27 protein-coding genes are annotated in these 23,467 nt (G+C 34.2%); 20 read left to right on the forward strand and 7 right to left on the reverse strand.

The window, feature by feature from the left end; all coding sequences use genetic code 11:
• The first annotated feature begins 47 nt into the window (after window positions 1–47).
• The 10 genes from UH1x_RS13940 (at window position 48) to UH1x_RS13985 (ending at window position 9,564) form a co-directional block, all read left to right on the forward strand.
• Complete coding sequence (locus tag UH1x_RS13940) at window positions 48–527, forward strand: DUF4920 domain-containing protein (RefSeq protein ID WP_482622369.1); 480 nt, start codon at window positions 48–50, stop codon at window positions 525–527.
• On the forward strand, window positions 528–1,190 hold the full coding sequence (gene mnmC2 / locus UH1x_RS13945) for a tRNA (5-methylaminomethyl-2-thiouridine)(34)-methyltransferase MnmC2 (RefSeq protein ID WP_482622370.1): 663 nt from the start codon (window positions 528–530) through the stop codon (window positions 1,188–1,190).
• 113 nt (window positions 1,191–1,303) lie between these two features.
• Window positions 1,304–2,266 (forward strand): TIGR01777 family oxidoreductase, encoded by a 963-nt coding sequence (locus UH1x_RS13950; RefSeq protein ID WP_482622371.1) that lies wholly within the window; start codon window positions 1,304–1,306, stop codon window positions 2,264–2,266.
• Between the two features lie 139 nt (window positions 2,267–2,405).
• The gene (locus tag UH1x_RS13955) at window positions 2,406–2,963 is read left to right on the forward strand and encodes a nucleotide exchange factor GrpE (RefSeq protein WP_482622373.1); all 558 of its coding nucleotides are present in this window, start codon (window positions 2,406–2,408) and stop codon (window positions 2,961–2,963) included.
• A 9-nt stretch (window positions 2,964–2,972) separates the two neighbouring features.
• Window positions 2,973–4,091, forward strand: a complete 1,119-nt coding sequence (gene dnaJ, locus UH1x_RS13960; RefSeq protein WP_036152794.1) for a molecular chaperone DnaJ — start codon at window positions 2,973–2,975, stop codon at window positions 4,089–4,091.
• A gap of 222 nt (window positions 4,092–4,313) precedes the next feature.
• Entirely contained in the window at window positions 4,314–5,252 is a 939-nt protein-coding gene (locus UH1x_RS13965; RefSeq protein ID WP_482622375.1) for an ABC transporter ATP-binding protein, read from the forward strand.
• Window positions 5,245–6,591 carry an ABC transporter permease gene (locus tag UH1x_RS13970; protein ID WP_482622377.1) on the forward strand — a complete coding sequence of 449 codons (1,347 nt, stop codon included), beginning with the start codon at window positions 5,245–5,247 and terminating at the stop codon, window positions 6,589–6,591. The genes UH1x_RS13965 and UH1x_RS13970 overlap by 8 nt, the downstream gene beginning before the upstream one ends.
• Window positions 6,588–7,523 (forward strand): mechanosensitive ion channel family protein, encoded by a 936-nt coding sequence (locus tag UH1x_RS13975; RefSeq protein WP_482622379.1) that lies wholly within the window; start codon window positions 6,588–6,590, stop codon window positions 7,521–7,523. The genes UH1x_RS13970 and UH1x_RS13975 overlap by 4 nt, the downstream gene beginning before the upstream one ends.
• Window positions 7,510–8,391 (forward strand): DUF6268 family outer membrane beta-barrel protein, encoded by an 882-nt coding sequence (locus UH1x_RS13980; protein WP_482622381.1) that lies wholly within the window; start codon window positions 7,510–7,512, stop codon window positions 8,389–8,391. The genes UH1x_RS13975 and UH1x_RS13980 overlap by 14 nt, the downstream gene beginning before the upstream one ends.
• 9 nt (window positions 8,392–8,400) lie before the next feature.
• A complete protein-coding gene (locus tag UH1x_RS13985) occupies window positions 8,401–9,564 on the forward strand; it encodes a sigma-54-dependent transcriptional regulator (protein ID WP_036152805.1) in 1,164 nt (387 codons plus the stop codon).
• A 9-nt stretch (window positions 9,565–9,573) separates the two neighbouring features.
• On the opposite strand, the gene UH1x_RS13990 is transcribed toward UH1x_RS13985, so the two are convergent.
• Window positions 9,574–10,269 (reverse strand): hypothetical protein, encoded by a 696-nt coding sequence (locus UH1x_RS13990; RefSeq protein ID WP_482622382.1) that lies wholly within the window; start codon window positions 10,267–10,269, stop codon window positions 9,574–9,576.
• A 184-nt stretch (window positions 10,270–10,453) separates the two neighbouring features.
• Here UH1x_RS13990 and UH1x_RS13995 point away from each other — a divergent pair, with 184 nt between their 5' ends.
• The 3 genes from UH1x_RS13995 to UH1x_RS14005 all read left to right on the forward strand — a co-directional run bounded on the left by UH1x_RS13995 (window position 10,454) and on the right by UH1x_RS14005 (window position 13,754).
• Window positions 10,454–11,335 (forward strand): PPK2 family polyphosphate kinase, encoded by an 882-nt coding sequence (locus UH1x_RS13995; RefSeq protein ID WP_482622383.1) that lies wholly within the window; start codon window positions 10,454–10,456, stop codon window positions 11,333–11,335.
• Window positions 11,307–12,701 (forward strand): M20/M25/M40 family metallo-hydrolase, encoded by a 1,395-nt coding sequence (locus tag UH1x_RS14000; RefSeq protein WP_482622385.1) that lies wholly within the window; start codon window positions 11,307–11,309, stop codon window positions 12,699–12,701. Before UH1x_RS13995 ends, UH1x_RS14000 begins: the two co-directional genes overlap by 29 nt.
• A 120-nt stretch (window positions 12,702–12,821) precedes the next feature.
• The gene (locus UH1x_RS14005) at window positions 12,822–13,754 is read left to right on the forward strand and encodes a peptidylprolyl isomerase (RefSeq protein WP_482622387.1); all 933 of its coding nucleotides are present in this window, start codon (window positions 12,822–12,824) and stop codon (window positions 13,752–13,754) included.
• 322 nt (window positions 13,755–14,076) lie between these two features.
• Here the strand turns inward: UH1x_RS14005 and UH1x_RS14010 are convergent, their stop codons facing one another.
• Window positions 14,077–14,271 (reverse strand): cold-shock protein, encoded by a 195-nt coding sequence (locus UH1x_RS14010; RefSeq protein ID WP_027064347.1) that lies wholly within the window; start codon window positions 14,269–14,271, stop codon window positions 14,077–14,079.
• Between the two features lie 129 nt (window positions 14,272–14,400).
• A complete protein-coding gene (locus UH1x_RS14015; protein WP_482622389.1) occupies window positions 14,401–15,039 on the reverse strand; it encodes a peroxiredoxin in 639 nt (212 codons plus the stop codon).
• 111 nt (window positions 15,040–15,150) lie between these two features.
• Between UH1x_RS14015 and UH1x_RS14020 the strand changes: the two genes are divergently transcribed.
• Window positions 15,151–15,687 carry a YfiT family bacillithiol transferase gene (locus UH1x_RS14020; RefSeq protein WP_482622391.1) on the forward strand — a complete coding sequence of 179 codons (537 nt, stop codon included), beginning with the start codon at window positions 15,151–15,153 and terminating at the stop codon, window positions 15,685–15,687.
• A gap of 5 nt (window positions 15,688–15,692) precedes the next feature.
• On the opposite strand, the gene UH1x_RS14025 is transcribed toward UH1x_RS14020, so the two are convergent.
• Window positions 15,693–16,220, reverse strand: coding sequence for a GNAT family N-acetyltransferase (locus UH1x_RS14025; protein ID WP_482622393.1), 528 nt, complete (start codon window positions 16,218–16,220; stop codon window positions 15,693–15,695).
• A 17-nt stretch (window positions 16,221–16,237) separates the two neighbouring features.
• On the reverse strand, window positions 16,238–16,804 hold the full coding sequence (locus tag UH1x_RS14030; protein ID WP_482622395.1) for a thioredoxin family protein: 567 nt from the start codon (window positions 16,802–16,804) through the stop codon (window positions 16,238–16,240).
• An 89-nt stretch (window positions 16,805–16,893) separates the two neighbouring features.
• On the opposite strand from UH1x_RS14030, the gene UH1x_RS14035 reads away from it, so the two are divergent.
• From UH1x_RS14035 to UH1x_RS14050, 4 genes are read left to right on the forward strand one after another with little or no spacing between them, the layout of a single operon-like run.
• The gene (locus UH1x_RS14035) at window positions 16,894–17,196 is read left to right on the forward strand and encodes a phosphoribosylpyrophosphate synthetase (protein ID WP_482622396.1); all 303 of its coding nucleotides are present in this window, start codon (window positions 16,894–16,896) and stop codon (window positions 17,194–17,196) included.
• Window positions 17,196–17,534: a tRNA-binding protein gene (locus UH1x_RS14040; RefSeq protein ID WP_482622398.1), complete on the forward strand. Its 339-nt coding sequence runs from the start codon at window positions 17,196–17,198 to the stop codon at window positions 17,532–17,534. The genes UH1x_RS14035 and UH1x_RS14040 overlap by 1 nt, the downstream gene beginning before the upstream one ends.
• A 4-nt stretch (window positions 17,535–17,538) precedes the next feature.
• Window positions 17,539–18,459 carry a bile acid:sodium symporter family protein gene (locus UH1x_RS14045; protein ID WP_482622400.1) on the forward strand — a complete coding sequence of 307 codons (921 nt, stop codon included), beginning with the start codon at window positions 17,539–17,541 and terminating at the stop codon, window positions 18,457–18,459.
• Entirely contained in the window at window positions 18,456–19,508 is a 1,053-nt protein-coding gene (locus UH1x_RS14050) for a lysophospholipid acyltransferase family protein (RefSeq protein WP_482622401.1), read from the forward strand. The genes UH1x_RS14045 and UH1x_RS14050 overlap by 4 nt, the downstream gene beginning before the upstream one ends.
• A 68-nt stretch (window positions 19,509–19,576) precedes the next feature.
• On the opposite strand, the gene UH1x_RS14055 is transcribed toward UH1x_RS14050, so the two are convergent.
• Window positions 19,577–19,966, reverse strand: coding sequence for a PUR family DNA/RNA-binding protein (locus tag UH1x_RS14055; protein WP_482622403.1), 390 nt, complete (start codon window positions 19,964–19,966; stop codon window positions 19,577–19,579).
• A 65-nt stretch (window positions 19,967–20,031) separates the two neighbouring features.
• Window positions 20,032–21,783, reverse strand: coding sequence for an ABC transporter ATP-binding protein (locus UH1x_RS14060; RefSeq protein WP_482622404.1), 1,752 nt, complete (start codon window positions 21,781–21,783; stop codon window positions 20,032–20,034).
• 217 nt (window positions 21,784–22,000) lie between these two features.
• Here UH1x_RS14060 and nusB point away from each other — a divergent pair, with 217 nt between their 5' ends.
• Entirely contained in the window at window positions 22,001–22,948 is a 948-nt protein-coding gene (gene nusB / locus UH1x_RS14065; protein WP_036152836.1) for a transcription antitermination factor NusB, read from the forward strand.
• A gap of 43 nt (window positions 22,949–22,991) precedes the next feature.
• Entirely contained in the window at window positions 22,992–23,462 is a 471-nt protein-coding gene (locus UH1x_RS14070; protein WP_482622405.1) for a DUF1573 domain-containing protein, read from the forward strand.
• The last annotated feature ends 5 nt before the right edge of the window (window positions 23,463–23,467 follow it).

Consider the following 23,467-nt stretch of genomic DNA (forward strand, 5'->3'; position numbering starts at 1 on the left):
GTTTTAAATTGATGAGTTTTGCAGGTATATCAACATTTTTAGGATTTATGAAAGGATTTAACATATTACTTGTCTTTTTGTTTGGGTTTTTTACATGCCTTGCCCAGCAAGATGCTGAAAAAAATGCATCAGAGTTTTACGGCGAAGAGTTTAAAATCACTTCATTGAGTGACAAAAATGAAGTAATGGCACAATTTGCTTCGTTACCAGTAGCAGATTCTTTGAATATTCAATTCAAGACTAAAGTAAAAGAAGTTTGTAAGGTAAAAGGATGTTGGATGATTGTTGAATTGCCAGAAGGTGAGCAAGCAATGGTAAGATTTAAAGATTATGGATTTTTCATGCCGGCAGATATTCTTGAAAAAGAAGTTGTTTTGAACGGATTGGCATTTGTAGAGGAAATGAGTGTTGATGATCAAAGGCATTATGCTAAAGATGGTGGTAAAACTTCAGAAGAAATTGCAAAAATAACAGCTCCTAAAAGAACGTATAGTTTTGAGGCAACGGGCGTAATAGTTCCTAATTAATTGAAAAGAGAAATTATTACTACAGGAGATGGTTCTAAAACCATCCAAATTATGGACTGGCAAGAGCAGTACCATTCCAAACATGGTGCTATACAAGAAGCTTACCACGTGTTCATAAAATCTGGATTGGATTTATTTAAAGATCAAGAGTTGAACATTCTTGAAATAGGTTTTGGTACCGGTTTAAATGCTTTTATAACCTTAATTGAATGTCAAAAGCGAAATCTTCAAATTAAATATACTGGTGTAGAGGCTTACCCTGTATCGGCAGAAGAACTTGATCAGCTAAATTACTTAGAGGAATTAAATGCTATTTCAAGAAAAGATGATTTTGATTTAATGCACGCTTCTTCATGGGGGCAAGAGATAGAAATAACTTCGAACTTCAAACTAACTAAGCAACAAAAGCTTTTTAAGGAAATAGATGACATTAATACTTATGATCTCGTTTATTTCGATGCTTTTGGTGCCCGTGTACAACCGGAATTATGGACGGTAGAAATTTTTCAAATTATGTTCAATGCTATGAAAAGTGGTGGTACATTAGTTACTTATGCAGCAAAGGGTAGTGTTAGGCGTGCTATGTTAGAGGTCGGTTTTCTTGTTGAAAGATTGCCAGGCCCTCCAGGCAAAAGAGAAATGTTACGAGCAACAAAACAATAATTTTTTGGGTATTAATAAATCTTTAACGCGTTGTACATCAATAGCTATGGCAACAATGTTAAATCGAAATTAAATAGTGTATCTAGATGTATCAAAAATAATACCTTTAGTCCATGAAAGTATTGATAACAGGTGCGACAGGTTTAGTAGGTAGCGAGTTAGTATCTCAATGCCATGATATAGGTTATACCGTTAACTACCTTACTACACGAAAAAATAAAATTGTTTCAAAAGATAACTATCAAGGTTATTTTTGGAACCCTACTAATGGGGAAATAGATGCAAAATGCCTAGATGGTGTTTCGGTCATTATCAATTTAGCTGGTTCAAGTATATCTAAAAGATGGACAAGTAGCTATAAAAAAGAGATAATCAATAGTAGAGTTAATACTTTAGAGCTTCTAAAGAAAACGCTGCAAGAAAATGAAAACCATACGGTAACTTCTCTGGTTTCTGCCTCGGCGATAGGTATTTATCCAGATTCCTTAAGTAATTACTATACCGAGAATGAAGAAAAGGTTGATGATAGCTTTTTGGGAGAGGTAGTTAGTGTTTGGGAAAAGAAAATCAATGAGTTTAAAACAATAGGATTATCAGTTGCTAAAGTACGTATAGGGTTGGTTATGTCAAAAGATGGTGGTGCGTTACCAGAAATGGCAAAACCGGTTAAATATTATGTAGGCGCTGCTTTTGGTTCTGGTGAGCAGTGGCAATCATGGATTCATATATCAGATTTGGCTGGTATATTTTTACATATAACCAAGTATAAATTAAAAGGGACATATAATGGTGTTGCGCCAAATCCTGTAACTAATATGAAGTTGGTAAAAGAGATTGCCAAGGCTTTAGATCAACCTTTGTTTCTACCTAATGTTCCAAAATTTGTAATGTATGGCGTACTTGGTCAAATGGCATATATCTTATTTGCTAGTCAGCGTGTAAGCAGTAAAAAAATAGAAGAAGAAGGTTTTATATTTCAATATGCCAATATTTGTCAAGCACTTGGTGCTATTTATGATACAAATACTGCGTGTGTTGATGCTAAAAATAATACAGCGAAACAATTTGTGTCATAGAAACTTATTCATTTGTCAGATATAATTAAATCCGCTTTTTGGCGGATTTTTTTTTAATCTTTTGTGACATTTTGACATTTTTAAAGAATTGGCAGTACTTTTGCCTGCTTTTAATCAGCGAATTAAATTACAATAAGTTATGAGTGATAAAGAAAACACTTTGGATGAAGAATTCTTGGATGATGCGCTATTAGATGGCGAAGAGCAAGAACAAAAGCTGGAGAGTGAAGAGGAAGAGGAAGAAAAGTCTGTAGAAGAGACACTTAATGAGGAACTGGCGAAAGAGAAAGATAAGTTTTTGAGATTGTTTGCAGAATTTGAGAATTATAAAAGACGTACTTCTAAAGAACGTATGGAGTTGTTCAAAACTGCAGGACAAGAAGTAATAGTTTCATTATTGCCTGTATTGGATGATTTTGACAGAGCAATGAAAGAATTGGCGAAGTCAGATGACAAAGAAGCTTTTAAAGGTGTAGAGCTAATTAACGTTAAGCTTAGAGAAACACTGAAAGGCAAAGGTTTAGAAATGGTAGAGGCGAATGCAGGTGATGTATTCGATGCTGAAATACATGAAGCAATTACTCAAATACCGGCTCCTGATAAAAAGATGAAAGGTAAAATTATCGATGTCATCGAAAAAGGATTTAAGTTGGGCGACCGTATCATTAGGCATCCAAAAGTAGTAGTAGGAAATTAAAAGATTGGAATGAAGGAAGATTATTATGAAGTATTAGGCATCAGTAAGAATGCAACTGCTGCAGAAATAAAGAAAGCATACCGTAAAAAGGCATTGCAATATCACCCAGATAAAAATCCGGGAGATAGTTCTGCCGAAGAGAAGTTTAAAAAATCTGCTGAAGCCTATGAGATTCTTAGCGATGCAGATAAGAAAGCTCGTTACGATCAGTTCGGTCATTCTGCCTTTGAAGGCGGCGGTGGCGGCGGTTTTGGCGGCGGTATGAATATGGATGATATCTTCAGCCAGTTTGGTGATATTTTCGGCGGCGGCTTCGGCGGTGGCGGTTTTGGCGGCTTCGGCGGTGGCGGTGGTCAACGTAGGGTTAAAGGAAGCAATCTTCGTATTAGGGTTTCATTGACCTTAGAAGAGATTGCAAATGGTGTAGAGAAAAAAGTTAAGGTAAAACGAAAAGTTCAGGCAGAAGGCGTTACCTATAAAACATGTTCTACTTGTAATGGTAGAGGGCAGGTGACAAAAATTCAGAACACTATACTTGGTAGAATGCAAACAGCTGCTGTTTGTAGTACTTGTGGTGGTAGTGGTCAAATTTTAGATGGTAAGCCTGGTGATGCGGATGCACAAGGACTTAAGGTTGCAGAAGAGACCGTTTCTATAAATATACCGGCAGGTGTAGAGGAAGGCATGCAGTTGAAAGTGCCTAATAAAGGTAATGATGCTCCAGGAAACGGAGTGCCAGGAGATTTATTGGTTGCTATAGAAACTCAAGAACATAGTACCTTAAAAAGAGAAGGTGATAACCTACACTACGATCTTTATGTTAGTATTTCTGAAGCTGTTTTAGGTACATCTAAGGAAATAGATGCCGTAGGTGGTAAAGTTCGTATTAAGCTAGAAGCTGGTATTCAATCTGGTAAAATACTAAGACTTAGAGGTAAAGGTATTACAAGTTTAAATGGTTATGGTGCTGGTGATATATTGGTGCATGTAAATGTTTGGACACCTAAAGAATTGAATAAAGAACAACGAGAGTTCTTTGAGAAAATGCAGGGCAATGATAATTTTGAGCCTAGACCGGAGAAATCTGACAAGTCATTTTTTGAAAAAGTAAAAGATATGTTCTCATAAGTTCTAAATAACCGGTTTTTAAATAAAAAACGTATATTTGAGATAATATTGGGCAACCAATATTAATTTTCTTTTTCATAGCAATTTTTTTCCCATCCTTGATTTATCAAGGGTGGGTTTTGCTTTTTAAGACAAAATGAATTGCACTACCGGCCCTTATAAAGGAATCATAAAGAGTGTAGCTAGTCCAAACATTTCAATATCTTTGTAGAAATTGAGTACATGAGTCATATTTTGGTAGCTAATGAGGTCACCAAACAGTTTGGAAGCCATACGGCATTGAAGAACGTTTCCCTTGAAATTCCTAAGAATAGTATCTACGGATTACTTGGACCTAACGGGGCCGGTAAAACCACCCTGATACGTATTATAAATCAAATCACTTTTCCAGATAAAGGTGCTGTCTATTTTGATGGTGAATTACTGAAGTCTGAGCATATTGCACAAATTGGTTATTTGCCAGAAGAGCGCGGTCTGTATAAAAGCATGAAAGTTGGTGAACAGGCACTCTACCTAGCACAGCTAAAAGGTTTGTCCAAAGCTGAAGCAAAAAAGAGATTGAAGTATTGGTTCGAAAGATTGGAGATTGGCGATTGGTGGAACAAGAAAATACAAGAGCTTTCTAAAGGTATGGCGCAAAAAATACAATTTGTGGTTACCGTGCTTCACGAACCAAAACTGTTGATTTTTGATGAACCTTTTAGTGGTTTTGATCCTATAAACGCTAACATTATCAAAGAACAGATTTTAAGTCTAAAGGAAAATGGTACTTCCATAATTTTTTCGACACATAGAATGGAGTCTGTTGAGGAACTGTGCGAGTATATAGCATTGATTCATAAATCTGAAAAAATATTGGATGGTAAATTATCCGATATTAAAAAAGCTTACAAGAATAATATTTTTGAAATTGGTTTAGAAACCAGCAATCAAGAAGCGCTGCTACTTGAAATGAAAGATAAGTTTCAGATTATTACTCAAGATTATGATAGTATTGAAAAACAATTGAACCTTAGGGTACAACTACCTTCTAATCAATCAGGTGAAATTTTGTCCTTTCTTGGCTCTAGGGCAAACGTAAACGGATTTATCGAGACCATACCGTCTGCAAATGATATTTTTATCAAGACCATTCAAAATAAAAATATCGACAATGAATAAGTTACCTCTAATTATAAAAAGAGAATACATTGCAAAAGTGCGTAATAAGTCTTTTGTGGTAATGACCTTTTTGAGTCCTATTTTAATGGTTGGTATGATATTGTTAATAGCATATTTAACCCAATTAAATGACACTGAGAAAAAGGTGATCGGTGTATTAAACGAGAGTAGTTATTTTGCCAATGAATTTGTAACCTCGGAGGCTACTTCATATATCAATTTTAAAGATATAACGCTAGAACAGGCAAAAGACTCTACTATGGGTTTAGGCTTTTATGGTCTTATATACCTGCCAAATGAAACTAATTTAGAACAGGTTGCGCAGCGTGCTTTTTTCTATAGCAAAGATGCTCCAAGTGCTACGGTTCTGGATAAGTTAGAAAATTCCATTACGAGTAGACTGCGTCAAGAGCGATTACGAGAACTTGGAGTTTCACCCAAGGAGTATGCAGAGATGGACCGTAGTTATAACATAAATATTGAAACTTTTGATGGACTACAGAACGTTAAAGGAATAAATGAAATCAAAGCGATTATTGGTGGTGCATTTGGCTATTTAATAATGATGTTCATCATTATTTACGGAGGCTTTGTAATGCGTAGCGTTATTGAAGAGAAAACTAGCCGAATTATTGAAGTTATTATTTCATCAGTAAAACCTTTTCATTTAATGATGGGCAAAATTATTGGGACATCTCTTGCGGGTATTACCCAATTTGGAATTTGGATTATTTCTGGAGCCATTTTGTTGTTCATTGGTTTGGCTATTTTTGATATTGACCCGGCAAGTCTCACCAAAGGCGGTGGTGTAGCACCTGGAATGGCAAATACGACTAATGTTGATGTAGATGCCCTTACCCAAAACGTTCAATTATATACACAAGAAATATTTGAGTTACCCATTTTTGCAATGCTTTTCTTTTTCATTGTTTATTTTATGTTGGGTTATTTGATTTATAGTTCTATTTATGCCGCAATTGGTGCGGCGGTGGATAATGAAACGGATACGCAACAATTTATATTTCCGGTAATACTACCGTTAATGTTGGCAATTTACGTGGGGTTCTTTTCTGTATTTAGTAATCCTAATGGACCAATAGCCGTTGCTTTTTCCCTTTTTCCTTTAACATCACCAATTGTAATGTTGATGCGTTTACCTTGGGGTATTGGTGAAGGTGGAGTGCCTGTTTGGCAATTGGTTACATCAATTCTAATATTAATAGGTACTTTTATTGGTATTGTGTGGGTAGCTGCAAAAATATATAGAGTAGGTATTTTAATGTACGGTAAAAAACCTAGCTATAAAGAATTGTATAAGTGGCTTAAATATTCGTCATGATTCAAGAAAGTACAGAGAAAATAAAAGAGATAATTGAGGATGATATTTGGGGGGCTATAAAGAAATTTTTAGACCTAGGTTATCATTTTGGGGAGGGTGAAAAATCTATTCACATAACCATTGGTCTTTTATTATTGCTTACCGTAGCATTTTTACTTACAAGTACTATTTTGCAGGCCATCCGTAGGTTCTTCACTAGAAAAATGGAAGCCGATGATAAGCTGAAGTTTATTAGCATTTTTAAGTTCATAAAGTACTTGGTGTATGTAATAGTTATCCTATTTACCATGAGTGCGGCCGGTATTAATATTACCATTTTAATAACGGCATCTGCGGCACTTTTTGTAGGACTTGGTTTGGCTTTACAAGAGATTTTTCAAGATATCATTGGTGGTATATTTATTATAGTAGATAAATCATTAAGGGTTGGTGATATTATTGAAATAGATAATAAAGTAGGTAAAGTCTTTGAGATCAAACTAAGAACTACAAGGGCAATTACTAGAGATGATAAGGTAATTATAATACCAAATCATAAATTTATTAGTGACATTGTTTATAACTATACACAGAATCATAAAACTACTAGGGAATTGGTTCGCATAGGTGTGGCGTATGGGAGTGATATAGAACTTGTGACTCAAATATTATTAGATATAGTGAAGTCGCAAAGAACTATTTTAAAAAGTCCCAAACCATTTGTAATCTTTGAAGACTTTGGTGATTCTGCCCTCATATTTGCCGTTAATTTTTACATTACCGATAGTTTTACAGACCCACGAGTAAAAAGTGAAGTACGGTATAAAATAGATGCTGAATTTAGAAAGCACAACATCTCCATTCCTTTTCCTCAAAGAGATGTGCATTTGTTTCAACAAGGTCCACTTCTGAACAACAATGTTTCAAATGCAGAGGATAATGAAAAAGCATAATCTTGTTTTTCTGTTCTTAGGTTTACTGCTTTTTACTTTTACCAAAGTTATAGCACAGACGCCAGATGTATTTAGATTAGAATATATGCTGATGCCAGAAAATAGTGGTGATGTTGAAACATCACGTATTAAATTGGTTTTGAACGTGCCCATTGTGGTTCGTGATAAGAAAGATTTTTTAGTTCTTGGGGCAGAGTATAACAGATACAATTTTGAGGTTCCTGACGATTTGTTTCCTAATTCTGGAGACTTAAGCAAATTTCATGTGCTAGATGTGAATTTAGCCTATATGTATAAGTTATCTGAAAGCTGGCGACTAATTGGTGTAGTTACCCCTAGATGGTCTACGAACTTTGTTCAGGAATTAGAAAATGAAGATTTTAATATGAACTATACCTTGGGTGCATATAAAAATGTTAAAGATGTTGATAAGCCGTATATGTTGGTTTTGGGTATTTCTTATAATGGTACTTCTCCAATAGATGCACCGTTGCCCTTTGTATATTTTGAGAAGCGATTTCACCCAAACTGGGCCTATACTTTGGGAGCACCAAAATCTGGTATGAAGTACTTTACCAAGAAAGGGCATTTCTTTCAGACGGAAATATTTTTGGATGGATATTATGTGAATATCCAGAATGATATTTTATTGCCCGGTAATAATTTATCTACCGATGTTTCTTCTACGGCATTATTATTGACATTAGGATATCAATATAAAATAACTAAGGATATGTCCGTTTACTTTATAGGTGGTCGTTCTATTTATCAAAATAGTGCTTTACGAAATGAAGAAAGAGATGATATATTTACTTTAAACGACGCATCGGGTCTATATTTTAGAACAGGAATAAGAATAGGAATTTAAAAAGCAGTTATGTCAAAGATATTAGTAATAGAAGATGAAGCAGCAATTAGAAGGGTATTGGTTAAAATTTTATCCGAAGAAAATGATGCCTACTCCGTAGAAGAAGCCGAAGACGGATTAAAAGGTATTGAGACCATAAAGAACAATGATTATGACTTAGTACTCTGCGATATAAAAATGCCAAAAATGGATGGTGTAGAAGTACTAGAAGCTGCCAGAAAGATTAAACCTGAAATTCCTTTTATCATGATTTCCGGTCATGGAGATTTAGATACTGCCGTAAATACAATGCGTTTAGGTGCTTTTGATTATATCTCTAAGCCACCAGATTTAAATAGATTGCTTACTACCGTTAGAAATGCACTGGATAGAAAAGTTTTGGTTGTAGAGAACAAGAACTTGAAGAAAAAGGTGAGTAAAAATTACGAAATGATCGGTGAGAGTAGCGAAATAGGTACTATCAAAGATATGATCGAGAAAGTGGCACCTACAGATGCCCGTGTTTTAATTACCGGATCTAATGGTACCGGTAAAGAACTTGTTGCACATTGGCTACATGAAAAGAGTGCAAGAAGTTCAGGGTCTTTTATTGAAGTAAACTGTGCTGCAATACCTTCTGAATTAATAGAAAGTGAATTGTTCGGACACGTAAAAGGAGCCTTTACATCTGCAGTTAAAGATAGAGCAGGAAAGTTTGAAGCTGCTAATAAGGGTACTATATTTTTAGATGAAATAGGGGACATGAGCCTTTCTGCACAAGCAAAGGTATTGAGAGCGCTTCAAGAAAGTAAGATTTCTCGTGTTGGTACGGATAAAGATATAAAAGTTGATGTTCGTGTACTTGCAGCTACGAATAAAGATTTAAAGAAAGAGATTGAAGAAGGTAACTTTAGAGAAGATTTATACCACAGACTTGCCGTTATTCTTATTCAAGTACCTAGCTTAAATGATAGAAGAGATGATATTCCATTACTAATTGAGCATTTTTCTAAAAAAATTGCAGCAGAGCAGGGTATGGCGGGTAAAACTTTTTCAGAGAAAGCTATTAAACTATTAAAAGCTTATGATTGGACAGGGAATATTCGTGAATTAAGAAACGTTGTTGAAAGGTTGATTATCCTTGGTGGCCAAGAGGTATCAGAGGATGATGTAAAATTGTTTGCCAGTAAGTAGTCTTAATAGTTACTTTTTAGAAGAACAATTACCAATTTTGTTTAAAGCTTCTTGGGTAATCTCTTTAGTGCGCAGATTGTAATATTTGCTGCCTTCAGAGATATCCGGTTTTAATAATTGAGCTTCACATTCATCAAAAATTCTAGTTGCAAAAGCAGTAGCGTCTTTGCAGTTAACACTTTGAACCACCTTATCTAACGAAATGCGATATTTTTCTAAAGAAGCATCAATAGTTTTAAAAAGGTCTTTTTTCTTGATCGTCTTTTTTGCAGTAGTGTGGGTTGTAGAAGAACTGGTATTTATAGAAAGTGAATCGTTATCATAAGCACTTTCATGTGAATCGTGAGATTCTAATACTAATATGGTATTGTTAGTTAATTCAAAAGATTTATTTAAGTAACTTATAGTACCCTCTAATGTGGTTGATTTGGTGGCAAGTGATAGTACCTCCATGTTTTCCAACATGCTTTCCTTTGCTAATTTACACCCACAAATATTTAACTGGTTTTTAGATTTCTCTAATGCGCTAAGTGCTTTGTAAGCGTAAAAACGAGCTTGATTTATATCTTGGGTAAGTAATGCTGCATTTATTTGAGATTTAGCATAACCCATATTAGAATTGGCATATTCACACTCAACATTCATACCAAATGAGGATAGGGACAGTAGTGCGATTGCACAGAAAAAAAAGATATTTTTCTTCATAAGTAGGTGATTTTAGTGCAAGATTTGGGATCTTACACGGATAAATTTAGATGCTTTACCTTGTTGAAAATATTATTTTCGATACAATACACTTCAATCACGATAAACGGAATTTGTGAGAATTATATTACTTATGTTTTGGTGTTGAATTAGTAATAATTAATATTAAATTTTATATTTCAGAATGGATAAAATAAAAATAGACAATTATAGAACCAATAAAAATTTTAAAATAGCTGATTATGAGACTTTTGAAGATTTTGGGAAGTCTGAGAAGGAGCTTAAAAAAGAATTGTCAAAAATAAGAAGAGATCTTGGCGAATTTCAAGATACTATTTATGCACATGGAAAATATAGTATTCTAGTTTGCCTCCAAGGTATGGACACCGCTGGTAAAGATAGTTTGATTCGTGAGGTATTTAAAGATTTCAATGTCAGTGGTGTGGAAGTACATAGCTTTAAAGTCCCTACCGAACTAGAATTAAGTCATAATTATCTATGGCGACATTATTTGGTATTGCCGGCAAAAGGCAAATTTGGCGTATTCAATAGAACCCATTATGAAAATGTTCTGGTAACTAGGGTACACCCAGAATACATTTTAAATGAACATATACCGGGTGTACACACGGTAGATGATATAGATCAAAAATTTTGGGATAAAAGATTTGAGCAAATAAATGACTTTGAACGACACCTAGCTGAAAATGGAACCTTAATTTTTAAATTCTTTTTAAATCTATCTAAAGAAGAACAACGCCAACGATTATTAAGACGATTAGCTCTTAAAGAGAAGCATTGGAAGTTTTCTCCAGGTGATTTAAAAGAACGTAAGTTGTGGGATACATACCAGAATTGCTATGAAGAAGCTATTTCTAAAACAACACATGATCATGCGCCATGGTTTGCGGTACCTGCAGATAATAAAAAGGCAACACGTATAATAGTAGCATCCATACTATTAGATTCGTTAAAAAAATACAAAGATATTAAGGAGCCTATGTTAAGCGAAAAAATAATGGCTAATTTAGACAGCTATGAAGAACAATTACAGACTGAACAGTAAACTTGCTTTATTATTTGTTATTGCACTCACATATGTGGGTTGGTCTCAACAAACGGATCAAGAACAAATAAAGAAGCTTTATGATACCGCTCTTACCGAAGGCGATGGTTATGATTGGTTAAATTATTTATCTAATCAAATAGGTGGGCGGTTATCTGGATCTATTCAAGCCCAACAAGCTGTAAATTATACAAAGGCGCAATTAGATTCTTTAGGTCTAGATAAAGTTTGGTTACAACCGGTAATGGTTCCTAAGTGGGTTAGGGGTACACCAGAATTTGCTTACTTTGAAACATCGCCAGGTACAACTACTAATTTACCTATTTGTGCAATTGGTGGTTCGGTAGCTACACCGGCAACAGGTGTAAAAGCGAATATTATAGAGGTTCAAGGTATAGAACAGCTAGCAGCGCTTGGCAAAGATAAAATTCAGGGAAAAATAGTGTTTTTCAATAAGCCTATGGATGCTACCCAAATTAACACGTTTACTGCTTATTCTAATTGTGTAGATCAGCGTTATGCAGGTGCTTTAGAGGCATCTGAATTTGGTGCTGTAGGCGTAATTGTTCGTTCAATGAATCTTCGTTTAGATGATTATCCGCATACAGGATCAATGAACTATGGAGAACAAGCGGTATCAGAAAGAATTCCTGCAGCGGCAATTAGTACCAATGCTGCAGAATTATTAAGTACTTCTTTAAAATTGAATCCTGCTATTGAATTTTATTTTAAACAAAACTGTAAACAATTCAATGATGTAGAATCATATAATGTTATTGGGGAAATCAGGGGAACAACTAAACCAGAAGAAGTTATCGTTGTTGGCGGTCATTTAGATTCTTGGGATCTTGGCGATGGTTCTCATGATGATGGTGCTGGTTGTGTTCAAAGTATGGAGGTTTTAAATCTATTTAAGAAAACAGGTTATAAGCCAAAACGCACGGTTAGAGTAGTTCTTTTTATGAATGAAGAAAATGGTTTAAGAGGTGGAAAGAAGTATGCAGAAATAGCTAGTACCAAAAATGAAAAGCACATTTTTGCATTAGAAAGTGATTCTGGCGGGTTTTCTCCACGCGGATTTACTTTTGAAAGTTCTGATAAAGATTTTGAGAAGGTTTTGGAATGGAAAAGTCTTTTTAAACCATACTTAGTACACTATTTTGAAAAAGGTTTTAGTGGTGCGGATATTGGTCCGTTAAAAAATGATGGATTGGTATTGGCAGGTTTACGACCAGATTCTCAACGTTATTTTGATCATCACCATGCAGAGAACGACACCTTTGAGCATGTAAATAAAAGAGAGCTTCAATTAGGAGCTGCATCTATGGCAAGTTTAATATACCTGGTAGATAAATACGGATTTTAATTTCTACTATTTCTACTATTTCTACTATAATAGTAACGGAATCAATTTGTGTTTTTGAAAATCATGAAATGTTCAAATCGTTAAATTTCTTTACCTTTGCCAGATACTAAAAAAATAAAAATGGAAGACGGAATTTACGCCAAGTTCAATACAAATAAAGGCGAAATACTAGTAAAATTAACTCACGATAAAACTCCTGGTACTGTAGGTAACTTTGTAGCTCTTGCAGAGGGTGACAAAGAGAATAGTGCTAAAGGTAAAGGTGAACCTTATTATAATGGTTTAAAATTTCATAGGGTTATTCCAGATTTTATGGTTCAAGGAGGTTGCCCTCAAGGTACCGGAACAGGTGATGCTGGCTATAAATTCGATGATGAATTTCATCCAGAGTTAAAGCATGATACTCCTGGTGTTCTTTCTATGGCAAATGCCGGTCCTGGAACTAATGGAAGCCAATTTTTTATTACTCACGTACCTACACCATGGTTAGATAACAAGCATACTGTTTTTGGTCATGTAGAAGCTGGTCAAGAAGTTGTGGATGCTATAGCGCAAGATGACGTTATTGAATCTATGGAAATTGTTAGAGTTGGTGATGCAGCACAAAATTGGGATGCATTAAAGGCTTTTGAGGATTTCAATGCTTCAGGTGAGGCAAGATTGGCAGCAGAAAAAGCACAGCAAGAAGCTGAACTTGATAAAGTAGCGGCAGGTTTTGATACTACGCCATCAGGACTTCGTTATAAAATGATCCAGAAAGGTGACGGTGCTAAAGCTGTTAAAGGTGAGAAAGTTTCTGTACACTACGAAGGTTCTCTTTTAAATGGTCAAGTATTCGATTCATCTTACAAACGTAACTCTCCTATAGATTTTCAATTAGGAATTGGTCAAGTTATTCCAGGTTGGGATGAAGGTATTTCTTTACTACAAGTTGGTGATAAAGCACGTTTTGTAATCCCTTCTGATCTAGCTTATGGATCTGCAGGTGCAGGTGGCGTGATACCACCAAACGCTACACTGATCTTTGATGTAGAATTAATGAAGGTAGGTTAAGAAACCTAACTGCTTTAAAATAATAATAAACACCTGTATCATTTTGATATGGGTGTTTTTTTTGATGTTTACTTTTTACGAGTTACGAAACTGCCTAAAAGCAAAATAACGTTAACTACCATCAAAACTAAAAATACGGTCAAAAATGTGGTCATAAATACATGGTTAAGGTCGGGGAACCGTTCTTGTTTAATCAATAGATATGTATTTATATAAAAGGTTGCGTTTATGTTGAACATTTTTTTTTAAAAAAAATATAGGCACAAAAAAAACCCGAACCAATTGGTTCGGGTTTTATACTATAAAAAAGTTAAATCTTTACCTAGTCAATTACCTTCACATTAACGGCGTTTAATCCTTTTTTACCTTGTTGTAGTTCAAATTCTACAACATCACCTTCACGAACTTCATCGATTAAGCCAGAAATGTGTACAAAATGATCTTCGTTTGAACCATCTTCAGTGATAAATCCGTAACCTTTAGAATCATTGAAGAATTTTACTGTTCCTTTACTCATAATAGAAAAATTAAATATTAATTAAAGAGCGAAGATAGTTTTTTTTTGTTTAAAAACTTAAAATCTTCTACGTTATCTTATAGTTAACAAATTTATTCTAATGTATTGAGAATGAACTTGTTTTTAAGACTATGCAGTTGGGTCTGGAGTCATTCTTAAATACGGTTTTACCTCTGTAACTCCTTTTGAAAAAATGCCTTTTGCATCATTGGTTGATATAGCCGGACTCACCACTACATCTTTGCCATGCTCCCAATTTGCTGGTGTTGCAACTTTATGATTCGCTGTAAGTTGTAAGGAATCTACTACTCTTAATAGCTCATAAAAGTTTCTTCCGGTAGAAGCTGGGTAAGTCAATGTTAGTTTCACGGTTTTGTCTGGGGCAATAATAAATACAGAACGCACTGTAAGATTATTATCTGCATTTGGGTGAATCATGTCATATAAATCAGAGACTTTTTTATCCTCATCTGCAATAATTGGAAAATTTACCACTGTATTTTGCACTTCGTTGATATCCTTTATCCATTCAGCATGTGAAGCCGCACCATCCACGCTTAATGCTATCATTTTTACATTGCGCTTATCAAACTCATCTTTGAATTTAGCTGCGGTACCTAATTCTGTTGTACATACCGGAGTAAAATCTGCTGGGTGAGAAAATAAAATTCCCCAACTATCACCTAAGTAATCGTAAAAGTTGATGGTCCCCATTGAGCTATCTGCTGTGAAATTAGGTGCTTTGTCACCCAAACGTATTGTTGCCATATTGATATATTTTTGTGTATTTAATTTTATATCCTATAAAATTAGTAGATTAATTAGCTTTGACTAAAGTTTTTGGGTTAAAAGTCTATTAAAATTTTCTACTTTTAGTTTATGGAAGAATTAGAAAAATTACGATATCCGATTGGTCATTTTGAGTGTCCCGAAAATATTTCTGATGAGCATATAAAGCAATGGATAAATGCGTTGGAAACATTACCGCAACGGTTAGTTAATTTGGTCAGTCATTTTTCTGAATCTCAATTAGAAACTCCATACCGTGAGGGTGGTTGGACGGTAAGGCAAGTAATTCATCATATAGCAGATAGTCATCACCATAGTTATACTCGTTTTAAATGGGCTTTGACAGAGAATAGACCGCTCATTAAGGTCTACGAAGAAAAATTGTGGAGTGAACTTATTGATGCCAAGACAGCACCCATAGCTCTTTCACTTTCCTATTTAACGGCTTTGCATGCTAAATTGGTATACATGTGCGAAAGACTAACGCCAGACGATTTAAAGAGAAGTTATATTCATCCGGAGGGCAATGTTAATGTATCTGTAGCAAAAAATATTGGTAAATATGCATGGCATGGAAACCATCATTTTGCACATATTAAAACCTTGGCTGAGCGTAAAGGTTGGTAAGAAATTTATAAGACTTTTTTTAGGAGGTACATAGGTTTTTCGTCTTCAATAACATTGTTGAATGGCACTTGGGTTATGGCTGCTATTTTAAAAGAATGCTTTTGATAAAATGGTAGCGCCATTCCTTTTTGCATAGATTCTAAAAAGATTACTTTTTTATCGTTATTCTTGGCAATTTTTTCAACGAACTTCAAGCTTTTAGCACCTATGCCTTTTCCTGAATATTCGTTGAGTATATAGATTTTGTCAAGGTACAAAGCATCAGCTTTGCTAAACTCTTGCAGTTTTTTGTGTAAGGTGATTTTTAACAAACCTACATATGCGGATTCTAATTTAATTACATATAAAATGGTATCCTGATCTTTTTCTTCCTGTAGTAAAACCTCTTTCGTAAAGCTATTTTCTATATATGTTTTGGTATTGCCATTGGGCCATAAATGTGTGTAATGTTGATTATAGGCTTTCGTGCCTATGTCAATATAGGTGTCGTAAAGTGCTGGTTTCAGTTGTTCAAACTGAATATTATTCTCCATAATTTGTGGTGAGAATTTTATTGATTATTAGATTTCCATTTAATATTACAACCTATGCTAGGCTTTTGATTTGGGTCTATTGCTTCACCTTTTAAAAGATTTTCAATGGCATTTCTAAGGTCTTTGCCGGTTAACGGTAAACCATTTCCTGGTCTAGAATCATCTAACTGACCACGGTAAACTAATTTTAACTCTCCGTCAAAAAGGAAAAAATCCGGTGTGCAGGCGGCATCGTATTTTTTTGCAATAGATTGGTCTTCGTCATAAAGGTATGGAAAAGTATAATTTTCAGCTTTAGCCTTAATCCTCATATAATGTGGACCATCTTCTGGGTAGTTTTCAACATCATTGCTAGAAATAGCTATAAAGTGAATTCCTTTTTTCTGATATTCAATAGCCATTTTAGTGATTTCCGGATTTACATGAATTACAAATGGGCAATGGTTGCAGATAAACATGATCACTGTTCCCCTATGACCGTTTAAAGCATGCAAATTCATGGTTTTTTTACTTACAGTATCTAACAGACTAAATTCTGGAGCTACCGTACCCAATGCTAACATTTTGCTTTCCGTTCTTGCCATATCAACTAATAATTTATGGTACTAAGTTAAGGATTATATTAAGCTTGTCTTTCCTTTATAATATTCAAAAACCTTTAAAAATTTCAAAAATGGAAAATTCATATATTTCTTTATCTAACGCAATTAAAGCATTGCAAGATGAGGGCTACAAGGAAGATTTTAACTTGTGTGATGCTGGTGTAGAAAATAAAAGCAAGAAAAACATACATACTGCAACCGAATTAGAGGTTGTGAAATTTTATCGTTTTGAGGGTATGAGTAACCCAGATGACAATACCATCTTATATGTTATTGAAACTAATACTGGTGAAAAGGGTCTTTTGGTAGATGCGTACGGAATGTATGCGGGCAATGTACCTAAAGATATGATAGAAAAGCTTAAATTGAGCTAATGAAAGATACTATTACTTGGCAAGATTTCAGTAAGATTGATATGAGAGTGGGTACAATAATAGATGTTCTGGATTTTCCGGAGGCTAGAAATCCCTCATATAAATTATATGTAGATTTTGGTGATGAAATAGGGGTTAAAAAAACATCTGCTCGAATAACGGAAAAGTATAAGAAAGAAGACCTTGTAGGACTTCAAGTAACAGCTGTTGTTAATTTTCCTAAAAAGCAAATTGCCAATTTTATGAGTGAATGTCTTATATTGGGAGCTGTAGAAAATAGTTCCGTCGTGCTTCTTCAACCGCAAATGAAAGTGCCAAACGGATTAAAAATCTCCTAGATATTTGACTGATAATATTTTAGATACCATTCATATTAATTTTGATTCGGGTTCTCTTTGGATGATGAACCTTGTTTTAAGTTTGGTCATGTTTGGCGTAGCTTTAGAGATTTCAGTTTCAGATTTTAAACCTTTGTGGCAAAAACCCAAAGCGTTGTTGTTGGGTTTAACTAGTCAGTTTATTTTACTACCGGCTTTGACTTTTTTATTGGTGCTTATAATTGAGCCTTTACCAAGCATAGCCCTTGGTATGTTTATGGTTGCGGCCTGTCCTGGAGGTAACATTTCTAATTTTATATCATACTTATCTAAAGCCAATACGGCATTGTCCGTAAGTCTTACCGCTATTGCTACTATGTTAGCGGTTGTAATGACACCCTTAAATTTTCATTTCTGGTCCATGCGCTATGAGCCTAGTGCAGGTTTAATTCAAGATATTTCAATAGCACCTTTAGAGATGATTAAACTGGTTTTTTTATTACTGGGGCTGCCTTTGATTTTAGGTATGTACGTAAATTATAAGAAACCAAAATTGGCATTGAAAATAGCAAAGAAACTAAAAATAGTATCGTTGGTGTTTTTTATTAGCTTGGTATTTATAGCGCTATTTAATAACCGTGTTATTTTTATGGATTATGTACTTTATGTTTTTTGGATCGTATTAATTCATAATCTAATTGCATTTTCTACGGGATATAGTCTTGGTAGATTATTTAAATTACCGGTAGATAGTCTTAGGTCCATAACTATTGAAACCGGAATACAGAATTCTGGTTTAGGCTTACTTTTAATCTTCACCTTTTTTGATGGATTAGGGGGCATGGCGCTCCTTGCCGCATTTTGGGGAATTTGGCATATAGTGTCCGGATTAATTTTGGCTGCTTTTTGGAATAGAAAACCAGTTACTAAAGAGACTATAGCGTGAGCGGATTATTGTATTCTTTGGTTAAAATTGTTGTAAAAACCGGACTGTACGGTTATCATAAGAAAATTGTCATTTCTGGGTTGGAGAATATTCCTAAAGATAAGCCTGTAATGTTTTTACCAAATCATCAAAGTGCACTTATAGATGTTTTGTTAATTGCAACAGATTGTAATAGAAAACCTTACTTTCTAACGCGATCAGATGTTTTTAAAGGCAATTTTTTAAAACGTATGTTCTCTTATTTTCAAATGCTACCTATTTATAGAATGCGCGATGGTAGAGATACACTTTCTAATAACGATGCTATATTTAATTCATGTGCAGAAATTTTAAATAGGGGAGAAGCTCTACTTTTATTCCCAGAGGCAAATCATAATCTTAAGCGATCAGTTAGAACTTTAAGCAAGGGCTTTACAAGAATTTTGATACGCACTTTTGAATTATACCCAGATTTAGATGTTCAACTAATACCTGTAGGATTAAATTACAAGCATGCCGCTCATTTTCCTGATGAGGTGGCGATACATTATGGAGCCCCAATTTCAGCTAAGAGTTTTTATAATTCAAAAGACCTGAATAAAACAAGTTTTGATATGAAGCGGGAAGTTTCTGAGCGACTGAAGAAATTAACCGTTCATATTCCAAATGATGGAGAGTATGAGATGATTTTAGATCGATTAAACGCCGAGAACGCAGACTTTCTAAATCCTATGTCAACGAATGAAAAAATTGAATCATACACTTATAAAGAGCAGCGATTATCTAATGACACAATACCTAGACAACCAAAGCGAAGTTTATTCAAGTTTTTATTTACTGTGTTAAATTTTCCTGTTGTTCTTATTTGGAGGACATGGTTGAAACCAAAAGTACCTGAAGATGAGTTCATGGGTACCTTTAGATTTGCCTGTGCAATTATAACTTATCCTATTTATATGACTTTGCTTTTTGCTATTCTATCATTTAGTTTATCTGCGTACTTAGCATGTGTAATACTGAGTATGTTGACATTGGTAAATGTTATGTTGGTAAAGTATGGTTTGCGGTAGTTGACTATTCACAAAATAAAAACGGCCCTTAAAAAAGGACCGTTAATTTGTAAAAGAAAGTTTAAATATTAGATATCTTCAAAACTAACATCTGTAAAGCTAGACGTACTTGTAGTTGTATTCTCTACAGGTATTTCAGCTTCAGTCGCAACTTCTTCTTTCTTAAAATCTTTTTGGTGTCTTTCAGAAATTACTTCGGATCCTTTTTCATTAATGATGAAATCCATCATTTCTTCAACATTTTCTTTGAAGGCATCAAAGTCTTCTTTGTATAAATAAATTTTATGCTTCTTATAATGGAAAGAACCATCGTCATGTGTAAATTTCTTACTTTCTGTAATCGTTAAATAATAGTCCCCGGCTTTTGTACTTCTTACATCGAAAAAGTACGTTCTTCTACCTGCGCGTAAAACTTTGGAGTGAATTTCTTCCTGATCTGATAAATCTCTTTCGCTCATTTCTAATGTTTAGTGTCGTTATGCTATCAAAAATGGAAAAAAAAACACTATCCTACAACAATTTTCTAATTTTCTTTCTCTGAAAGCTGTTTGTGATAGAGGTCTTTATAGTAGCCTTCTCGCGTATTTAACTCATCATGTGTACCTTGCTGAATTAGTCTTCCGTCATCTAAAACAAGAATTTTATCTGCATTTTTAGCGGAAGAAACTCTGTGACTTACAATTAATGTAGTTTTATTCTGAGAGGCTTTTTTAAGATTATTCAATATTTCTTCCTCCGTTTCGGTATCCACAGCAGAAAGACAGTCATCAAATAAATAAATTTGTGGTTTCTTGATTAAAGCTCTTGCAATAGAAACACGTTGCTTTTGTCCCCCACTTAATGTAATACCTCTTTCTCCTAAAACGGTGTCGTATTTTTTAGAAAAACCCATTATGTTTTCATGAACAACGGCATCTTTGGCAATATCTATAATTTCTTGATCCGTGGCATCTTCTTTTCCAAACTTAATGTTATTCTTAATGCTGTCAGAAAATAGAAAGGCATCTTGTGGTACGGCACCAATAGACTCTCTTAAACTGGTTAAATCTATATGTTTTATTGGTTCGTCATCTATTAATATTTCGCCAGATGTAGTATCGTATAATCGTGCCACTAAATCTAAAATAGTTGATTTACCTGATCCAGTTTTACCAATTATCGCTGTTGTTTCCCCCTCGTTTATAGTAAAAGATAAATGCTTAAGCGCGTTGATGTTGGTGTCTTGGTACGTAAAATCAACATCTTTAAATTCAATCTTACCTTTTACATTATGCTGGTGAGTGGGTGTGTTCTTAATTTCTGACTCCTGATTTAAGAACTCATTAATACGTTGTTGACTTGCGGCAGCTCTTTGTACTATAGAAGTAAGCCATCCTACAATAGCAACTGGCCAAGTCAGCATATTTACATATAAAATAAACTCGGCAATTAAACCAACTTCAATTTCACCGGCTAAATATTGTTTTCCGCCAATATAAATAACCAATATATTACTAATACCTATTAATAGTATCATTAATGGAAAAAACCAGGCATTAACTTTTGCCAAGCTTACACTTTTCTCTTTGCCTTCATTAGCAAGTTTTACTAAATCATCGTTGGTCTGTGGCTCTAAAGCATAGGCTTTAATGACAGAAACTCCTGAAAATATTTCTTGCGTAAATGTAGAAAGTGTAGATAAGTATTGTTGTACAATGGTACTTCTCTTATGTATGACCTTACTTATTTGATATATTAAAACCGATAAAAAAGGTAATGGTAATAGTGTATAGGCAGCCAACGTTGGTGCTTTAATAAACATCAACGGTATTAAGCAGGCAAATAATGTTAAAGTCTGCATGCCGTACATAATTGCAGGACCGGCATACATACGTACCTCATTTACATCTTCACTTATTCTATTCATTAAATCTCCTGTTCTATTTTTCTTGTAGAAATTGAGACTAAGTTTTTGATAATGGTCAAATATTTCATTTTTAAGATCGTATTCTATATATCTTGAAATATTGATTATTAATTGGCGCATTAAAAAAGTAAAGAAACCAGATAATATTGCTGCTCCTACTATAATAAGTATATACTCCATCAACAATTCTTGCGCTGTTGATTTTTCTATTTCCGCATTTATATACTGTTCAACTACAGTAATAGAATTATTAACGTAAGAGGGCATAATCAATTGAAATAACCTTGCAACTATGGTTATTATAATCCCGAAAAAAAGCTTAAGCCAGTATTTTTTAAAGTATTTATTTAGATGCTTAAGTTCTTTCATAAGTAGTAGAAAAGCTAATAGTGTAAATTTATGTGGGCAAAGATAGTTTTTTGACCTAAAACGATATGTTATAAATAAGCTAAGATAAATACGATTGCTATTGTGACCCTTTAAATAGATACTTACCTTTGCGGCTTTATTAACTCGATAATCGAGATTTAATGCTCCCAGGGCTTGCCCCTAGGTTATTTACTAATAATTAAACAAGTTCTTTCAAATGCTTACAAGAAGGCACATTAGGGTAAAGGTAATGCAGAGTATTTACGCTCTAATTCAGTCTAAGGACGATTCATTACAGAAACAAGAGAAGTTTTTAAAGGTAAGTATAGAGAATACCTATACGCTGTACCTTTTATGGTTAAGTCTTTTTGTTGAGTTACAAAAAAGAGCAGCAGACCAAATTTCCCTTTCCGCCAATAAATACATTAGCGATAAAAAGACAGCATTTCCTAATCCTAAAAAGTTTATTCAAAACAGATTGTTATTACAAATTGTTGAGAATAAGACCTTAGAAGAAGAGCTTACTCATAGAAAGTTAGATAATTGGTATTTGAACGAGGAGTATGTAAAATTGATCTACAAAGAGATTTTAGAGAGCGATGCCTACCAAGAATACATGTCTACACCTGAAAGTGACTATGCTGCTGATAAAGAATTGGTGATGACCTTGTTCAAGAACATAATAGCACCGAACGAAAAAATCTACGACTACTTTGAAGATGATAAATTAACATGGGTAGACGATATACCTATTGTGAACACTTTTGTTTTAAAGCATTTTAAGAAAGCAAAATTAACGCACCCCGAATCTTACTTTTTACCAAGCTTGTTGAAAGATGATGAGGATATGACATATGCAATGCAATTGTTGACAAGAACCTTATTAAAGAACGATGCGTTAGAAAAAGAGATTGAAGGTAAAACACCAAATTGGGATAAAGATCGTATTGCAGGTATTGATAGTATTCTATTAAAAATGGCTATTTGTGAACTATTACATTTTCCTTCTATTCCAGAAAGGGTAACTATAAATGAATATTTAGAAATTGCCAAGGAATATTCTACTCCTAAAAGTAGCATTTTTATAAACGGAATTCTCGATAAGCTTACTAAAGAATACAAGTCAGAAGGAAAGCTTAACAAAATGGGAAGAGGTCTATTATAAAAATATTTTATAATTTTACAATTAATTGATAAATCTAAATAGTATGAAAAAAATAGTTCTAATCGTTGGTCTAGTATCAATGGTAGCTTTTACTTCTTGTAAAGACAACGCATCAAGTAAAATTAAAACTGATAATGTAGCAGAAGCTGCGGTAAGAGATGAGGCTGCTAAAGCAGTACCTGTAATGTCTTTTGAGAAAGCAGAACATGATTTTGGTACAATTGAGCAAGGTACTCCACAAGAGACCGTATTTACGTTTACCAATACAGGTAACGCTCCATTAATTATTACCGATGCTAAAAGTAGCTGTGGTTGTACAGTTCCTAATCCTCCAAAGGAACCAATTGCACCAGGTGAAACAGGTGAGTTAAAAGTAAACTTCAACGGTGCTGGTCAAAACCAGGTTACTAAAACTATTACGGTTACGGCTAACACTGAAAAAGGTTCTGAGCTTTTAAGAATCAAAGCTTTCGTTAACCCAAAAGGAGCAGCTCCATTAGGACCTGTTAAATAATTATA

The sequence above is a fragment of the Maribacter sp. UH1 genome, assembly GCF_056839145.1.